This window comes from Paucibacter sp. M5-1 (assembly GCF_027498415.2).
Classification (GTDB): Bacteria; Pseudomonadota; Gammaproteobacteria; order Burkholderiales; family Burkholderiaceae_C; genus Roseateles_E.
In genome coordinates, this window is record NZ_JAPZLM020000001.1 from 3,750,518 (window position 1) to 3,766,502 (window position 15,985).

12 protein-coding genes and 1 tRNA gene are annotated in these 15,985 nt (G+C 65.9%); 10 read left to right on the top strand and 3 right to left on the bottom strand.

Translation table 11 applies throughout. From position 1 onward, the window contains the following. The first annotated feature begins 206 nt into the window (after nt 1-206). Together O5M90_RS17630 and O5M90_RS17635 are read left to right on the top strand one after the other, a co-directional pair. Nucleotides 207-1,850, top strand: coding sequence for an MCP four helix bundle domain-containing protein (locus O5M90_RS17630; protein ID WP_269839767.1), 1,644 nt, complete (start codon nt 207-209; stop codon nt 1,848-1,850). Further along, entirely contained in the window at nt 1,847-2,422 is a 576-nt protein-coding gene (locus O5M90_RS17635; protein WP_137945112.1) for an MOSC domain-containing protein, read from the top strand. Before O5M90_RS17630 ends, O5M90_RS17635 begins: the two co-directional genes overlap by 4 nt. Here the strand turns inward: O5M90_RS17635 and O5M90_RS17640 are convergent, their stop codons facing one another. Then, a complete protein-coding gene (locus O5M90_RS17640) occupies nt 2,423-3,499 on the bottom strand; it encodes an alkene reductase (protein WP_269839768.1) in 1,077 nt (358 codons plus the stop codon). A 148-nt stretch (nt 3,500-3,647) separates the two neighbouring features. Between O5M90_RS17640 and O5M90_RS17645 the strand changes: the two genes are divergently transcribed. Continuing rightward, complete coding sequence (locus O5M90_RS17645) at nt 3,648-4,829, top strand: hypothetical protein (protein ID WP_269839769.1); 1,182 nt, start codon at nt 3,648-3,650, stop codon at nt 4,827-4,829. 28 nt (nt 4,830-4,857) lie between these two features. Beyond that, entirely contained in the window at nt 4,858-5,724 is an 867-nt protein-coding gene (locus O5M90_RS17650) for a 23S rRNA (adenine(2030)-N(6))-methyltransferase RlmJ (protein ID WP_137945115.1), read from the top strand. 3 nt (nt 5,725-5,727) lie between these two features. Here the strand turns inward: O5M90_RS17650 and O5M90_RS17655 are convergent, their stop codons facing one another. Beyond that, complete coding sequence (locus tag O5M90_RS17655; RefSeq protein ID WP_269839770.1) at nt 5,728-6,378, bottom strand: NAD(P)-dependent oxidoreductase; 651 nt, start codon at nt 6,376-6,378, stop codon at nt 5,728-5,730. Between the two features lie 100 nt (nt 6,379-6,478). Here O5M90_RS17655 and O5M90_RS17660 point away from each other — a divergent pair, with 100 nt between their 5' ends. The 5 genes from O5M90_RS17660 (at nt 6,479) to O5M90_RS17680 (ending at nt 14,648) form a co-directional block, all read left to right on the top strand. Continuing rightward, a complete protein-coding gene (locus O5M90_RS17660; RefSeq protein ID WP_269839771.1) occupies nt 6,479-7,378 on the top strand; it encodes a LysR family transcriptional regulator in 900 nt (299 codons plus the stop codon). Continuing rightward, a complete protein-coding gene (locus O5M90_RS17665; RefSeq protein WP_269839772.1) occupies nt 7,375-7,773 on the top strand; it encodes a MerR family transcriptional regulator in 399 nt (132 codons plus the stop codon). The genes O5M90_RS17660 and O5M90_RS17665 overlap by 4 nt, the downstream gene beginning before the upstream one ends. A 35-nt stretch (nt 7,774-7,808) precedes the next feature. Then, nucleotides 7,809-8,402, top strand: a complete 594-nt coding sequence (locus tag O5M90_RS17670) for an NAD(P)H-dependent oxidoreductase (RefSeq protein ID WP_269839773.1) — start codon at nt 7,809-7,811, stop codon at nt 8,400-8,402. Nucleotides 8,403-8,662: 260 nt separating this feature from the next. Continuing rightward, nucleotides 8,663-14,251 carry an RHS repeat-associated core domain-containing protein gene (locus O5M90_RS17675; protein WP_269839774.1) on the top strand — a complete coding sequence of 1,863 codons (5,589 nt, stop codon included), beginning with the start codon at nt 8,663-8,665 and terminating at the stop codon, nt 14,249-14,251. 46 nt (nt 14,252-14,297) lie between these two features. Continuing rightward, nucleotides 14,298-14,648, top strand: coding sequence for a hypothetical protein (locus tag O5M90_RS17680; RefSeq protein WP_269839775.1), 351 nt, complete (start codon nt 14,298-14,300; stop codon nt 14,646-14,648). Between the two features lie 465 nt (nt 14,649-15,113). Here O5M90_RS17680 and O5M90_RS17685 read toward each other — a convergent pair. Continuing rightward, nucleotides 15,114-15,189: transfer RNA gene (locus tag O5M90_RS17685), tRNA-Arg, on the bottom strand. Nucleotides 15,190-15,326: 137 nt separating this feature from the next. Here O5M90_RS17685 and O5M90_RS17690 point away from each other — a divergent pair. Beyond that, nucleotides 15,327-15,884, top strand: coding sequence for a c-type cytochrome (locus tag O5M90_RS17690; protein ID WP_137945118.1), 558 nt, complete (start codon nt 15,327-15,329; stop codon nt 15,882-15,884). The last annotated feature ends 101 nt before the right edge of the window (nt 15,885-15,985 follow it).

The following is a 15,985-nucleotide window of genomic DNA, read 5'->3' on the forward strand; positions in this document are numbered from 1 at the left end:
TCCCAATGTAACCACGCCGTAACCGCCATGCTTCAGGGGGTCATGCAAAACCCGTATGACCTGATGCACGCTTTGTTGGGGTTTGTCTGGGCCTTGCTTACCCTTGTTTCAAGCGCTGACAAGTCGGGCCTTGATCCAGAATCGGTGGCCGCTTTCCAACCGCACGGGCTCACTGTGTTCACGTCGATCCAATCCGCTGGCACGCCATGGCCGGCCTGAGTTTCAAGGCCAGGCTGGCCTTGGTGATGGCCTTGCTGCTGGGGCTGATGGCCTTGCTCGGGCTGGTGGCGCTGCTGCAGCTGCGTGGCGTGTCGCAGGCGCTGGAGTCGGTGTATGCGAACCGGCTGGTGCCGGTGCAGCAGCTGCGCAAGATCTCCCATGCGATGCTGGCCGAGGTGCCGGCCAGCGCGAACGGGCTGGTCGAGGGGCGGCTGGCGCCGACGCAGGCGGGCCTGCAAATCAAGAGCGCACAGTCGCAGGTGGAGCAGCTCTGGGCGGCTTACAAAAGCACGCTGCTGGTCGAGGAGGAGCTGCATCTGATCGCCCGCGCCGAGCCGCAGCTGCGCTATGCGAACGAAGCGCTGCGGCAGTTCGAGCGCCTGGTCGGCGCCGGCGATACGGCCGCGCTGCGCGCCTTCGCTGCGTTGAATCTGCGCCTGGCGCTGGAGCCGCTGGGCCAGACCCTGAGCGAGCTGATCGATCTGCAGCTGACCGTGGCGCGCCGCGAGGCCGATGCCAGCCAGGCCGGGTTCGAGCGGGCGCGCTGGAATCTGCTGGCGCTGATGACGGGCAGCGGCGGCCTGGCCGCCGCGTTGGCCGTCTGGGTCTGGTCGCAGCACCGGCGCGAGCAGCAAAGCGCGGCGGCCGCCGAGCAGCGCGTGCAGCAGTTCTATATCGCGCTGTCGCAGTGCAACCAGCTGATCGTGCGCGACCCCGCCTCGGACCAGCAGCTCTACCAGGACCTGTGCCGCATCTGCGTGGACACCGGCCACGCGGCGCTGGCGGCCGTCATCGTCAGCGGCGGCGAAGAGGCCTACCGCGCCTGTCTGCACGGGCAGGCCGAGCTGCTGACCGGCGTGCCCGAGCGCTGGCTGCTGGACTCGCCCTATGGCCAGACCTCGATCACCAGCCAGGTGATACGCAGCGGCAGCCATCTGATCAGCAACGAGGCGGGCCTGGATCCGCGCATGGCGCACTGGCATGACAGCGTGGTGGCGCGTGGTGGACGGGCGATTGCCGCCTTCCCGCTGCGCCGGGGCGGGATCACGGTTGGCGCGCTGCTGCTGTTTGCCGCCGAGCCCGGTTTCTTCGATGCGGCCCTGGTGCGCCTGCTCGACGAGATGGCCGGTGATGTCTCGTTCGCGCTGGACAATCTGGACCGCGAACAGGCGCGCCGCGAGGCGCTGCTGGCCGCGCGGCAGGAGCGCGATCTGTTCCAGCGCCTGTTCAACGCCTATTCGGTGACCGCCGCGCTGACGACGCTGGCCGACACCACCATCCTGGAGGTCAACGAGGTGCTGTGCCGCCGCTATGGCTACAGCCGCGCGCAGATGCTGGGGCGACGCATGTCGGAGCTGACCGACGTGGGGCTGGAACCGGCGGACCGCCAGCGCTACTACGAGCTGCTCAAGCGCGACGGCCGGGTGGAGAACCTGGAGGTGCGGGTGCGCGGCCGCGATGGTCAGCGCCTGCATGCCCTGCTCAGCGGCGAGCTGATCGATTACCAGGGCCAGACCTGCGTGCTGTCCACCAGTGTCGACATCACCGAGCTGCGCCAGGCCCAGCAGGCGGCGGCGCGGGCCGGCGACAATCAGCGTCCCATGTCCGACCCTCTTCCATCCGACGCATGAAGCTGCTCAGCATCAACACCGCCCCGGCTCAAGCCCTGCTCACCGCGCAGGGCAGCGTACTCAGCGGTATCCGCAAACAGCCACAGAGCGGCCCGGTCGCGGTGGCGCCGCTGGGCCTGGCCGGCGACGAGCAGGCCGACCTGAGCGTGCACGGCGGCCTGGCCAAGGCGGTCTATGCCTATCCGGTCGAGCACTACCCTTTCTGGCAGACCGTGCGGGCCCAGGCCAAGGTGGCCGGCTGGGACGAGGCCTTGGCGCCGGGCAGCATGGGCGAGAACCTCAGCCTGCAGGGCCTGCTGGAAAGCCAGGTCTGGATCGGCGATGTCTTGCGCTTTGCCGACTGCGAGCTGGTGGTCAGCGAGCCGCGCTTCCCCTGCTTCAAGTTCAACGCGGTGATGGGCTTCAACCAGGCCGCCAAGCTGATGACGCAGAACGCCTGGTGCGGCTTCTATCTGGCGGTGCAGCGCCCCGGCAGCCTGAGCGCCGGGGAGTCCTTCGAACTGATCGCCGGTCCGCGCGAGGTCGGCGTGACCGAGCTGTTCAAGGCCCGGACCAGCAAGAAGAAGAACTGATCAGGCGGCCAGTGCCGGGTAGTCGATATAGCCCTGGGCCTCGCCGCCGTACAGCGTGGCCCGGTCCACCGGCTGCAGCGGCGCATTGAGCTTCAGGCGGCGCACCAGGTCGGGATTGCTGATGAAGTCGCGGCCGAAGGCCACCATATCGGCCTGGCCCTCGGCCACGGCCTTGAGCGCCATCTCGCGACTGTAGCCGTTGTTGACCATCCACGGACCCTGGAAGCGCGCGCGCATCGCCGGGTAGTCGAAGGGCGCGACATCGCGAGCGCCGCCGGTCTGGCCCTCGATGATGTGCAGAAAGGCCAGCTTCAGCGGCGCCAGCTGCTCGGCCACATGGTTGAACAGGGCCTGTGCATCGCTGTCCTGGCCGGCGTCGTTGACCGGGGTCACCGGCGACAGGCGCAGCCCGGTGCGACCCGGGCCGATCGCCGCGGCGATGGCCGTCATCACCTCGACGGTCAGGCGGGCGCGGTTGGCGATGCTGCCGCCGTAGGCGTCGGTCCGGTCGTTGATGCTGTCGCGCATGAACTGGTCGAGCAGATAGCCGTTGGCGCCGTGCACCTCGACCGCGTCGAAGCCGGCCTCCATCGCGCAGCGTGCGGCATGCACGAACTGGGCGATCACGGCCGGGATCTCCTCGGTCCTCAGCGCGCGCGGCGCCGACACATCGACAAAGCCCTCGGCCGTGAAGGTCTTGCCCTTGGCCGGCTTGTCGGTGGCCGACAGCGGAGCGGCACCGGCCGGCTGGAACAGCACATGCGAGATGCGGCCCACATGCCAGAGCTGCACCGCGATCTTGCCGCCCTCGGCATGCACGGCGTCGGTGACCCGCCTCCAGGCGGCGATCTGTTCGGGCGTGTGGATGCCCGGGGTGTCCAGATAGCCCTGGCCTTGCGGGGCCACCTGGGTGCCCTCGCTGATGATCAGGCCGGCGCTGGCGCGCTGGCGGTAGTACTCGACGGCCATGGCGCCGGGCAGCAGGCCCTTGGAGCGGCTGCGCGTCAGCGGCGCCATGACGATGCGGTTGGCGAGCTCGAGATCGCCGATCTTGATGGGGTCGAAGAGATTGGGCATGGGGTCGGCTATTAATTACGGAATGATCACTATGATACTCAGATGTGCGATCTGCCGCCGTCCGGTGCGCGACAGCCGTGCCGGCCCCAAGGGCTTGGCGTCATCCGGCCTCGCTAGACTGCACAAGCTGTTACGTGGAGGCCATGCGATGAGTGCTGCAAGAGTCGGTGAGGCGCCGGGGCGCCGCGAGCTGCTGGGCCTGGCGGCGGGGCTGTGCCTGGGGCGGCCGGTGCTGGCGCAGCCGGCGCTGCTGCGCGTCGGCCCCAAGCAGGCGGTGCGCAGCCTGGCCAGCGCGGCTCAGCAGGCGCGCGACGGCATGGTGATCGAGGTCGAGGCCGGTGACTATGTGGCCGATGTGGCCAGCTGGGGCCGAAACGACCTGAGCCTGCGCGCGGTCGGCGGGCGGGTGCGCCTGATCGCCAACGGGGCCGTTGCCCAGGGCAAGGGCATCTTTGTGATCAGCGGCCAGCGGGTCAGCGTCGAGGGCTTCGACTTCATCGGCGCCACCGCCCCCGACACCAATGGCGCCGGCATCCGCTTCGAGCGCGGCTCGCTGCGCCTGCGCGACTGCAGCTTCGCGGAGTGCGAGATGGGGCTGCTGACCAACAACGATGCTGCTGCCGAGCTGGAGATCGAGAACTGCGAGTTCGCGCGCGCCGCGCGCCGCGCCGACGACCGGCCGGCCCATCTGCTCTACGCCGGCGCGATCGCCCGGCTGACGGTCAGCGGCTGCTATTTCCACCATGGCCGCAGCGGCCATCTGCTGAAGAGCCGTGCGGCCGTCAACCACATCCTCTACAACCGCCTCAGCGACGAGCTCGGCGGCACGGCCAGCTACGAGCTGGAATTCCCCAACGGCGGCCGCGCCGTCGTGATCGGCAACCTGATACAGCAGAGCGCGACGACAGCGAACGCCCACCTGATCTCGATTGGCGCCGAGGGCTACAAGCATGCCGACAACGAGCTCTGGCTGGCTCACAACACCCTGGTCGACAACCGGCCCCGCGAGGGCGTCTATCTGCGCGTCGCGCCCGGCCGGGTGCGGGTGCGGGCGGTCAACAATCTGCTGGTCGGCGGCGGGCGCTTCAGCGCCGACGCCGACTGGGATGTGCGCAACAACCCGGCGGTCGACTGGGACGCCTTCGTGCTCGCCGCGCGCGAGAACTATGCGCTGAAGCCCGACTCGGCGCTGCGCGGCAAGGCGGTCGACCCTGGGCCGGGGCCCGAAGGCTTTGCCTCACTGCGGCCGCTGCGCCAGTACCAGCACCCGCGCCGCAGCGTCGCGCTGCCCGGGCCGGCCCTGCATCCGGGGGCGCTGCAGCAGCCGTGAACCGGCCCGGGCAGGCTACAGTTCGCCCATGCTCGCCTATCGACACGCTTTTCATGCCGGCAACCATGCCGATGTCCTCAAACACCTCGTTCTCTCGGAGGTGTTGCGTTATATGGCCGAGAAGGACAAGCCCTACACCCTGGTCGACACCCATGCCGGCGCCGGCGGCTACTCGATCGAGAGCCGCTATGCGCAGAAAAAGGGCGAGTATGCACTGGGCGTCTCACGCCTGTGGGATGCCAAGGACCTGCCGGCGCCGCTGGCCGCCTACCGCGAGCTCTTGCGCCAGTTCAACCCCGACGGCCAGCTGCGCCAATACCCCGGCTCGCCGGCGATTGCCAACCTCTTGATGCGCGAAGAAGACCGGCTGCGCGTCTACGAGCTGCATCCGACCGACTTCCGCATCCTGCAAAGCTATCTGGAGACCCGCCCCAATACCCAGGTGGCCGACACCGACGGCTTTGCCTCGCTGCGCGGCGAGCTGCCGCCGCCCTCGCGCCGCGGCGTCGTGCTGATGGATCCCTCCTACGAGCTCAAGACCGACTACGCCAAGGTGCTGACTGCGCTGCGCGAAGGCCTCGAGCGTTTTGCCGACGGCGTCTTCCTGATCTGGTATCCGCAGCTGCAGCTGCTCGAATCGCACCAGCTGGCCCAGCGCATGAAGGCCGCCGCCGACAACCCCAAGGCCGGCGCCAAGAAGGGCTGGCTGCATGTGCGCCTGACCGTCAAACCGCAGACCGATACGCGCGGCTTCGGCATGCTGGGCAGCGGCATGTTCATCGTCAATCCGCCGTTCACGCTGCACGACAAGCTGCAGGAATGCCTGCCCTATCTGGTCGACAAGCTGGGCCAGTACGACGGCGCCAACTTCGTGCTGGAGCAGAAGACGGTCTGAGCGTCAGTAGCCGACCGTGAAGCGGCGCTGGATGTGCTGCGGCGTCTCCAGCTCGTCGACGATGGCCACCGCCAGATCGGCCACCGAGATATGCGCCGGGCCCTTGCTCGGGTCGATGTCCATCACCGGCGACTCCAGGCCCAGCCTGTAGCGGCCACGGCGCTCGCCCGGCTCCAGATGCACGGCCGGCGACAGGAAAGTCCAGTCCAGCGTGGTCTCGGCGCGTATCAGGTTCAGCGCCTCGCGGGCCGCCAGCGCGCCCTGCTTCCATTCGGCCGGGAATTCCGGCGTGTCGACGAGCTGCAGGCCCGGCGCCGCATAGAGGCTGCCGGCACCGCCCACCACCAGCAGCCGCTTCACGCCGGCCTGCTTGACGCCGGCATAGATGGCGCGCGTGCCGTCGAGGAACTCGGTGTAGATGTCCGCCACGCCCCAGCCCGGGTTGTAGGCGCTGACCACCGCCTCCGCGCCCTGGACGGCGGCGGCCACCGAGTCGGCGTTCTTGGCGTCGGCCTCGACCACGCTGAGGCCGGGCTGGGCCGCCAGCTTGGCCGGGTTACGGGCCAGGGCGACGACCTGGTGGCCGCGCGCCAGCAATTCCTGCAAAACCGGGGCACCGACGAAGCCGGTGGCGCCAATCAGGGCGATCTTCATGAGCAGTCCTTTGGAACTCGTTGCAATGGGATCAACTGTATGAACTTCACGGTGAATCGATAAGCCGGCAAAATTCGCCAGCATTGTTTAGAGAAACTTCATGCTGGACCAATTGAAACGGATGGCGGTGCTGGCGACCGTGGTCGAGCAGGGCAGTCTTGCCGGCGCCGCCCGGCTGCTGCAGACCAGCACCTCGGCGATCAGCCAGCAGGTGCGGGCGCTGGAGCGCGATATGGGCGTGACCCTGCTGCACCGCTCCACCCGCAAGCTCAGCCTGACCCCGGCCGGCGCCCGCTTCCACGAGGGCTGCGTCGCGATGCTGGCGGCCGCCCGCGGCGCCCAGGCCCAGCTGCTGCAGCTGCGCGACGCGCCCGAGGGCGAGCTGCGCGTGGCCTCACCAGTGGGTTTCGGCCGCCAACTGGGGCCGGCGCTGGCGCCGCTGCTGGCTGCCCATCCGCGTCTGAGCCTGCATCTGGAGGTCGAGGACGGCTTCACCGATCTGGTGGCCCAGCGCATCGATCTCGCCGTGCGCTTCGGCCGCCTGCCCGACAGCAGCTGGGTGGCCCAGCCCATCGGCGAAAAAAGCATGGGGCTTTATGCGGCACCGTCCTATCTGGCGCGCTGCGGCGTGCCTTCCAGCCTGGCCGAGCTGGGCCGGCATGACTGGCTGCTGCTGCGCCGGGGTGCCGCCGGCGTGCTGCTGCCGCTGCAGGACGCGGCCGGCCAGCCGGTCCAGCTGAACATCCAGCCGCGTGCCAGCAGCAACAACCAGCTGAGCCTGCAGCAGTTCTGCGAGGCCGGCATGGGCCTGGCGATGCTGAGCCCCAGCGATATCGGTGCCGCAGCCCAGGACGGCCGGCTCGTGCCCCTGTTGCCCGGCTGGCGGCTGCCCAGCCTGCCTATTTATGCGCTGACTCCGCAGCGCGATGCCCAGCCCGCCAAGGTGCGCTATGCGATCGAGGCGTTGAAATCCCATCTGACTGCGGCGAGCACCCCATGAGCCAAGACATTCTGCGCATCGGCGCGCTCGCCCGCCTGAGCGGCGCCACGCCCAAGGCCTTGCGGCTGTACGAGGCGCTGGGCCTGATCCCCGAACCCCGGCGCCAGGGCAGCTACCGCGTCTATGAGCAGCGCCATCTGGACGCGGTGCGCCTGATCCGCCAGGCCCAGGCCGTGGGCTTCAAGCTGCAGGAGCTGCGCGCGCTGACGGCGAGCGCCAACCGGCCCGCCCCGGGCGAGCCGCTGGCCCGCGATGTGGCGCTGCAGGCAGTGCAGGCCAAGCGCGCCGCGCTGACCGCCCAGCAGCAGCGCCTGCAGCTGCAGCTCGACGAGCTGGCGGTCTGCGAGCGCTTGCTGCTGCAGGCCTTCGACTGCCCCGATGTGCAGCCCGCTTGACTCTGTCCCTAGGGACAGGGTGGATGCTGGCGGGCATGAACACGACAGCCAAGAAAACCATTCTCGTCATCAATGCCAACCCCAAGCCGCACAGCCTCAGCGAGGCCCTGGCCCGGCGCTATGCCGAGGCCGCTGCGGCGGCCGGCCACCGCGTCAGTCTGGTGCAGCTGCGTGAGCTGCACTTTGCATCCGATCTCCCGCAGGGCCATGACGCCGATGCCGTGCTGGAACCCGATCTGCAGCGCCTTCAGCAGCAGCTGACCGAGGCGGAGCATCTGGTCTGGGCCTACCCGGTCTGGTGGGGCTCGGTGCCGGCCCTGCTCAAAGGCCTGCTGGACCGGCTGCTGCTGCCTGGCTTCGCCTTCCGCTACCACCAGGGTCAGGCCTTGCCCGAGCGTCTGCTGAAAGGGCGCAGCGCGCGTCTGCTGGTCTGCATGGACACGCCGGCCTGGTACTTCCGCTGGCTGCAGGGCGCCCCGGCCCACCGCATGATGAAAGACGCGGTACTGGAGTTCTGCGGCATTGCCCCGGTACGCATCAGCGCGTTCACGCCGGTCATCAAGAGCACGCCGGCGCGGCGCGAGCGCTGGCTGGCCGAGGCGGGGCGGCTGGGGGCGAGGGGGGCTTGAATAGGAAGGCATGAAAAAAGCACCTGGCCGTGAGGGCAGGTGCCGCTTTTCGCAACTTCATTCATGGTGCGCCCGGTTGGGATCGAACCAACAACCCCTGCCTTCGGAGGGCGACACGTGCCCGTAGCTAAGGCAAGACGCGCCGCAAAGGAAGCAAGTCACTTGGCGTACCCCCTTCCGAGGGATTGAAACCTCTCACCTGCTCACTACAGTCGCCAGCAGCAGTCCTCCGAGGCTGCATCAGGGAGCGGAGCGAACCCATGTTCAAGACCTTGCCGCGCGTGCTGCGCGGAGTGCTGCTGTGCGCTGGCCTTCTTGTTGTCTCGTCGACCGGCCTTGCTCAATCGTCGAGTTCAACCACCTTGGACTTGACAGCATCGGCTGCTGCGGGCCAACCGCAAGAGCTCTACGTTCAGACCGCACAAGCCTCCAGCACACCGTCGACGACCGTGTACATGGAGCAAGGACAGCTTGCTCGGGCCTCGCAGAACGTCACGGCGCTGGGCGCGGATCTGATGGGTGACCGTGTCAATCTCTACACGGGTGCCCTGGAGTTCAACCACACCGATGTCAGCTTGCCGGGCAACAGCGGCCTGGCCGTTGCCTTGAACCGTCGCCTGACCGCCGGACGCTCCGAGATGGTTGTCGGCCACTTCGGTAACTGGGACCTCGACATCCCGCGCTTGCAGGGGGTGTTTACCGCGAGCAACGGATGGGTCAACGGCGCTGGTGCCATCAATCGTTGCTCCTGGTACAGCCAGCCGCCAACGGCAATGGGCGGATCGAACACCAGTTGGTGGGCTCTGGAGTATTGGCAGGGCAATACCTTGCAATTACCAGGTGGAGGGGGCGAAGAAATACTGACGCGCGCTCCCGCCAACACCGCCACGCCCACTGATGGCCACAGCTACCCGCTCGTGACCCGAGGTGGCTGGCAGTTCCGCTGTCTGCCCAGCCTGGCCTCTGGAGCCGGCGAAGGCTTCCTGGCCGTAGCACCCGATGGCACGCAGTACCGCTTCGACTGGATGGCATCACGCTACTACCCCTCGATGCGGCATGAAAACGGCGCGCTATTGCTGCGCCGTGAAGTCTGGCTCATGCCGACGCTGATCACCGACCGCTTTGGCAACACGGTGACCTACAGCTACGACCCCGCCAACCCTTGGAAGCTGCTGCGTATTGAAGCCAGCGACGGTCGTTATCTGCAGCTTGGCTATGCCCCTCTGGGCAATACCGTGGCGGTGCAATCTGTCAGCGATGGCATTCGGACCTGGAACTACGACTACAGCGCGGCCGGCGAGCTTGAACGCGTGCGCCAGCCCGATGGGTCCAACTGGCAGTTCAATCTCAGTGGCTTGGTGCGGCCGCTGACCAATGAAGAGACGGGTGCCACCTGCAACTGGGCCGGCGCGGTACCCAGTGGCACCTACAGCGGCACCATCACCCATCCTTCGGGGGCGGTGGGTCAATTCGTCACGGCCTTCACGATGCATGGGCGCGCCGGAGTCGACAAGGTCTGCCGCCAAAAGCGAGCTCAGCCCGATGCACCGACATTTGCACAATGGCCGCACCAGTTGATCACGCAGGCGCTTAGCAGCAAGACAATCTCCGGTCCAGGCCTCGGCAATCAGACCTGGAGCTACGGCAGCAGCTCAGTCGGCAGTTGGGCACCTTGCAACGGGTGCAACGATAAGCGCATCGTGACGGTCACCGACCCGCAAGGTCATGTGACCCGCCATGTCTATGGCAATCTGTTTCGTGTGAACGAGGGGCAGCTGCTGCGGCAAGACCAGGGCTGGAACGGCAGTACGGCGCTGCGCAGCACCAGCTACGCGTATCAGTCGCCGTCGGGCATGAGCTATCCAGAGCCGGTTGGCATCAGCCCCTCCGAGGTGAGTGATGACTTGGCTTCCCGTCACCGTCCCCAGCACCAGCGCGTGATCACGCAACAGGGCACCAGCTTCAGTTGGACCGCCAACAGCTTCGACAGCTTCGCCCGCCCCACCAGCGTCACGCGCACTGGTCCCAGCGGCAGTCGCAGTGAAACCATCAGCTACTTCGATCAGACCTCGCGCTGGGTGCTAGGCCAGACCGATGCCATCGTGTCCGGCGGAATGACGGTACTGGACCATGACTATGACACCGGCACCGCGTTGCCGACAGCTATCCGTAAATTTGGCGTGCTGCAGCAGAGCTACACCTATCACGCCGATGGCACAGTGGCCACGGTCAGTGATGGAAAAAGCCAGACCACCCACTACAGCGACTACAAACGCGGCCTGGCTCAGCGCATCGATCATGCCGACGGCAGCACCCAGAGCGCCCAGGTCAACGACATCGGCCTGATCACCAGCCTGACCGACGCGGCCGGCTACACCACCGGCTACAGCTATGACGAGATCGGCCGGCTCGAACAGGTCACGCCGCCAGCCGGATGGAACGCCACCAGCATCGTGTTTGAACCGGTGGCTGGCAGCGAGTACGGCCTGAGCAGCGGCCATTGGCGCCAGACCATCAGTCGCGGCAATGCCCGCACGATCAGCTACTTCGATGCGCTGTGGCGTCCGGTGATGACGCGCACTTTCGATGCCGCTGACGAGGCGAGCACGCGCAAGGTCGTCGTTCGCGGCTTCGATGTCGACGGACGCAAGGTCTACGAGAGCTATCCCCAGCGTGACGCCGCCAGTGTCAGCAGCAGCCTGCCTGCTGGCACGCGTACGGCCCATGACGCACTGGGGCGCGCCTTTCGTAGCGAGGCCGATAGCGAACTGGGCGTGCTGACCAGTACGACCGACTATCTGGATGGCTTCCAGACCCGCACCATCAACCCCCGTGCCAAAGTGACCACGCAAGGCTTCTGGGCTCTGGACAATCCAGACGAGGCCGCGCTGGCCACTGTTGCGGCGCCGGCTGGCGTCAACCTCAGCATTGTTCGTGACGCGTTCGGAAAACCCACTGCCATCACGCGAAGCGGCCTCCACTTGGGAGCGCCGATCAGCGTGACACGGCGCTATGTCTACGACGGAGGCCAACGCTTGTGCAAGACCATCGAGCCTGAGCTTGGTGCCTCCGTGCAGGACTATGACGGCGCCGGCAATCTGGCTTGGCGGGCGCCGGGCCAGAGCCTGCCGAATGCGAGTGAGTGCGATCGAGCCAGCGTGGCGGCGGCAGCAAAGATTGCCTACGGCTATGACGCGCTCAACCGCTTGACGAGCACGGCCTATGGCGATGGCAGTCCCAGCATCAGCCGCAGCTACTGGCCAGACGGCAAGCTACGCAACGTCAGTACCAGCAGCGGCTCCAGCTGGAGCTATGCCTACAACGCACTGCGGCTGTTGAGCAGCGAGACTCTTGGCTATGGGGGCAGCAGCCATGAGCTGAGCCGAAGCTATGACAGCAATGGCAATCTGAGTGCTCTGGTCTACCCCTCGGGCGGACCGACGCTGACCTACAGCCCGAACGCGCTGGGCGAGCCCAGAAGTGTTGGAGCCTACGCCAGCGCCATCAGTTTCCATCCGAACGGCGCCGTGGAGGCCTACCGCTTGGGCAATGGCATCCAGCACACCCAAAGCCAGAATCTGCGCGGACTGCCGCTGCTCAACCGCGACGCGGGCGTGGTGCAAGACCTCTATGCCTATGACGCCAATGGCAATGTTTCCAGCATCACCGACCAGCAGGAAAACCACTTCCATCGCACGCTGGGGTACGACGACCTGGACCGGCTGATCAGCGCCAATGCACCCAATGTCTGGGGCAATGCCAGCTATAGCTACGACCCGATCGATAACCTGCGCTCGGCAACGGTGGGCAGCCGGTCCAGCACGCTCAACTATGACGCGACCAACCGGCTGAGCAGTGTCACCACCAATGGCGGCACGACCAGCTATGGCTACGACGCCCTGGGCAATCTGCGCAGCAAGGGGCTGCAGACCTTTACCTTCGACATCGGCAATCGCTTGAGCAGCGCCAGCCTGGGCGGCAGCTATGTGTATGACGGCCACGGGCGGCGCATCAAGATCGTCAGCACCGATGGCAGCACGCGGCTACAGGCCTACAGCCAAGACGGGCAGCTCTTGTGGGCGCAGCGTAGCGGCGGCGCCTCGGTGCCGGCGGTGCTGGTGTATGAATGCCCGGCGGGTACGACCTTGTCGGGTGATCGATGCCTGGGCAGCAGCAGCGTCTCGGCCACGCTGAGCTATAGCTGTCCGGCCGGCTACACGCTGTCGGGCAGCCAATGCAGCCAAAGCACGCAGAGCAGCAGCCCCGCCACGCTGAGCTACAGCTGCCCTGGGGGGTACACGCTGTCGGGCAGCGAATGCCTCAGCAGCAGCAGCGTGGCGGCGATGCCCATCTATGCCTGCCCCGCCAGCTATCAGCTCAGCGGCTCAAGCTGCTCGCGCCCCACGGTGAACGAGGCCACGGCCAGTTATAGCTGCAAGGGCTATGTAAACACTGATCCGTATAGCCCCGGCTACTGCTTCACGACCTATGTTGCCGGGGAGATCGACTACGAGGCGGTGGCTAACTGCCAAGTTGAAGCGAACGCTCGCGGTCTGCGGTACGGTCAGGTTCAGCGCGTCTATGAAGGTCTCTATCGCTGCTATCTTGCGGCGGCTATCAGCTACAGCTGCCCTGCGGGAGCGGTGCTTAACGGCAGTCAATGCATGGGCACCGAAGTCCAGAATGCCAGCATCGCCAGCTATAGCTGCAGCAGCGGCAGCCTGGTCGGCAGCAGCTGCGTCACGACCACGGCCAGCCCGGCCAGTGCCTCCTACAGTTGCCCGAGCGGCCAAGTGCTGTCGGGTCAGACCTGCTATGCAAGCAGCACTCACACCATCGCGGCCCAGGCGAACTACAGCTGCCCCGGCGGCTATGTCCTCCAGCCCAACAACAGCTGCCTTGCCAGCAGCAATATCGCCGCTACGTCGCGGTACACCTGCCCGCAGGGTGGCACGGTCAGCGGCAGCCAATGCCTGGGCGGCACCAGCTGGACTTATTACATCCACCTGGGCGGCAAGCAGATCGCCGAGACCGGAGCAGGCGTAACCCAGTATGTGCACACCGACGCGCTGGGCAGCCCGGTAGCACACAGCAATGCGGCGGGCGGCATTCTCAACCGCAGCCGTTACGAGCCCTATGGCTATGTGGCCCAGGGCACCAAACCCAGCCCGGCCACCAGCGTGATCGGCTTCACCGGCCATGTACAGGACGCCGAAACGGACCTGGTGTACATGCAGCAGCGGTATTACGACCCGATTGCGGGGCGATTCCTCAGTGTGGATCCGGTAGTCACCGATGCCAACAACGGCAAGTCGTTTGGGCGGTACCACTACGCTGAGAACAAGCCTTATACGCTGATTGATCCTGATGGGATGCAGGCCGATGATCCTGCCAATCTGGAAGCTAGATTGGCAGGGCGTGGTGGCGGGGCTGGACTTCTGGGTGCTCGTGGAATTGACGGGGGGCCGATACGTCAATCCGTTGAAGGCTCGCGTGCCAACCTTGGCGAGGCTCGGGCATCGATTCAAGGCAATGCGCAAGTTACCAGGTCGGGTGGAACGGAGACCACGCACGCATCAACCAGCCAGCGGCTAGCCAATGAAGCAGCTAGATCGGCCGATGCCAAGTCTGTTCACATGAATCAGACCATTAGCACTGTCACAGGCGGCAAGGTAAATTCTGCTGTTCGTCCCGACGTGGCAACCGTGCGACAAGACGGAAAGGTCAATGTGACGGAGGTGTTGTCGCCAGGTCAATCCTCAGCAGCACAAATTCGGAAGAACCAAAACGCTCTCGGAAATCTCGCCGGAGAAATCAAGGCAGTTCCCCCGGACCCAAAGTTAAAGTGAATGTGGCGACGGGGCTACTTGCTCCCACCGACGCTTGGAGTCACCTGTGTTTGAAATTGACGAAAACGACCCGATTCCCAACGTTGATTTGATTGACATCAATAAGGTCAAGCATGGCGGGGGCTCCGATCTATACCTTGTGATAGCCACGCCTATCTCTGGGGAACGGCGCTCTCTGGAGAGATTGCTTCGCAAGCTGGAGAACTACTTGGTCTTCATTCAATCCGATCAGTTCAAATCAGAAAGCGGTGTTCCGACGACGGCGAACACTCGGGTAGTGGTGAAGTTGCACCCCGACTCGGATCCGAGGGCATTTGAACTGATCGAACGAAATCGGCCTTGGGTTGAGAACAACGATGCTACGTTGGTCGTCGATACGAACTTGCTCGCTCTTTGACGCAAGGGCGGCCGGGGGGGCTCCAACCTGAAGTCAAGGCCTGACCCTCAGGCTGGTTCACGTAGGTCATGCGGCCACCCGGACACGTTGACGTAGTAGCGCAGGGCCTTTCCCGTGCTGTGGCTGAAGGGACCTGCCCCTCCTTGCCATACCGACGTCAGGGCAGCGAAGTCTGTCAACCCGAAGAACGACCGTCAACCCAAACACAAGCCACTTCTCAGGTCGCGCGGGAAACAACAGGGGTACTTGAGTCCAAGTTTAAGTCCATGCAGCCGGCCTCCAGTAAGCGGGGTCTAGCATTCATGCGGTCTAGCGGCCAACTACCGTACTTTGTATCGGGGGCGCGTCCAAACGAGCAGCCGCGAACTCCGAATCGGGTCTCTTCGGCGACAGGCTGTTTGGCCTACTTTTGGCCTACCGGAAACGAAAAAGGCCACCTCTGGCAGCCTAAGTCCTTGATTCATATGGTGCGCCCGGCTGGGATCGAACCAGCAACCCCTGCCTTCGGAGGGCAGTACTCTATCCATTGAGCTACGGGCGCAGCGCGTCGCATTCTAGCAGCGCTTGTGGCACCCGGCGCCGAAGGCCGGTGGGGTCTCGCTATAATCTCGCGGTTGTGCTGCCCGCGCCTGAGCGGGGGCCCGATCTACTCCACTGCCCGACGCCAACGAGGATTTCATGAGCGGAACCCAAGACCACGTGCACGACCACGACGCCCAGCACGAAGAGGCGCATGAGGGACCGATCAAGACACCCAAGCAGCTGATCTGGGCCGTGGCGTTTGCCTTTGTCGTGCCGGTGATCGTGATCGTGATGCTGGCCAGCTATGTGACCTCGGACAGCAAGCCGGCCGCCGGCAGCGAGGGCCTGGCGGAGCAGGCGGTGGCCGCCCGCATCCAGCCGGTCGGCGCGATCGAGATCAAGGACCTGTCCGACGCCAGCGCGCTGAAGACCGGCGAGCAGGTCTACTTGGCCCAGTGCGCGGCCTGCCATGGCGCCGGCGTGGCCGGTGCGCCGAAGCTGGCCGATGCGGCCGCCTGGGGCCCGCGCATCAAGACCGGATTCGACACGCTGCTGACCTCGGCCCTGAAGGGCAAGGGTGCGATGGGTGCCCAGGGCGGCGGCGATCACAGCGACTTCGAGATCGCCCGTGCCGTGGTCTATATGGGCAACCAGGGCGGCGCCAAGTTCGATGAACCGAAGGCCCCGGCCCCGGCCGCTTCCGCCGCGCAGTAATCAAGAACCGGCGGCGCTGGCGCGCCCCGCCAACAACCGGCCTCGGCCGGTTTTTTTGTGCCCGCTCGCGGCTATGCTGGCGGCGTGAAGATATTCCAGGG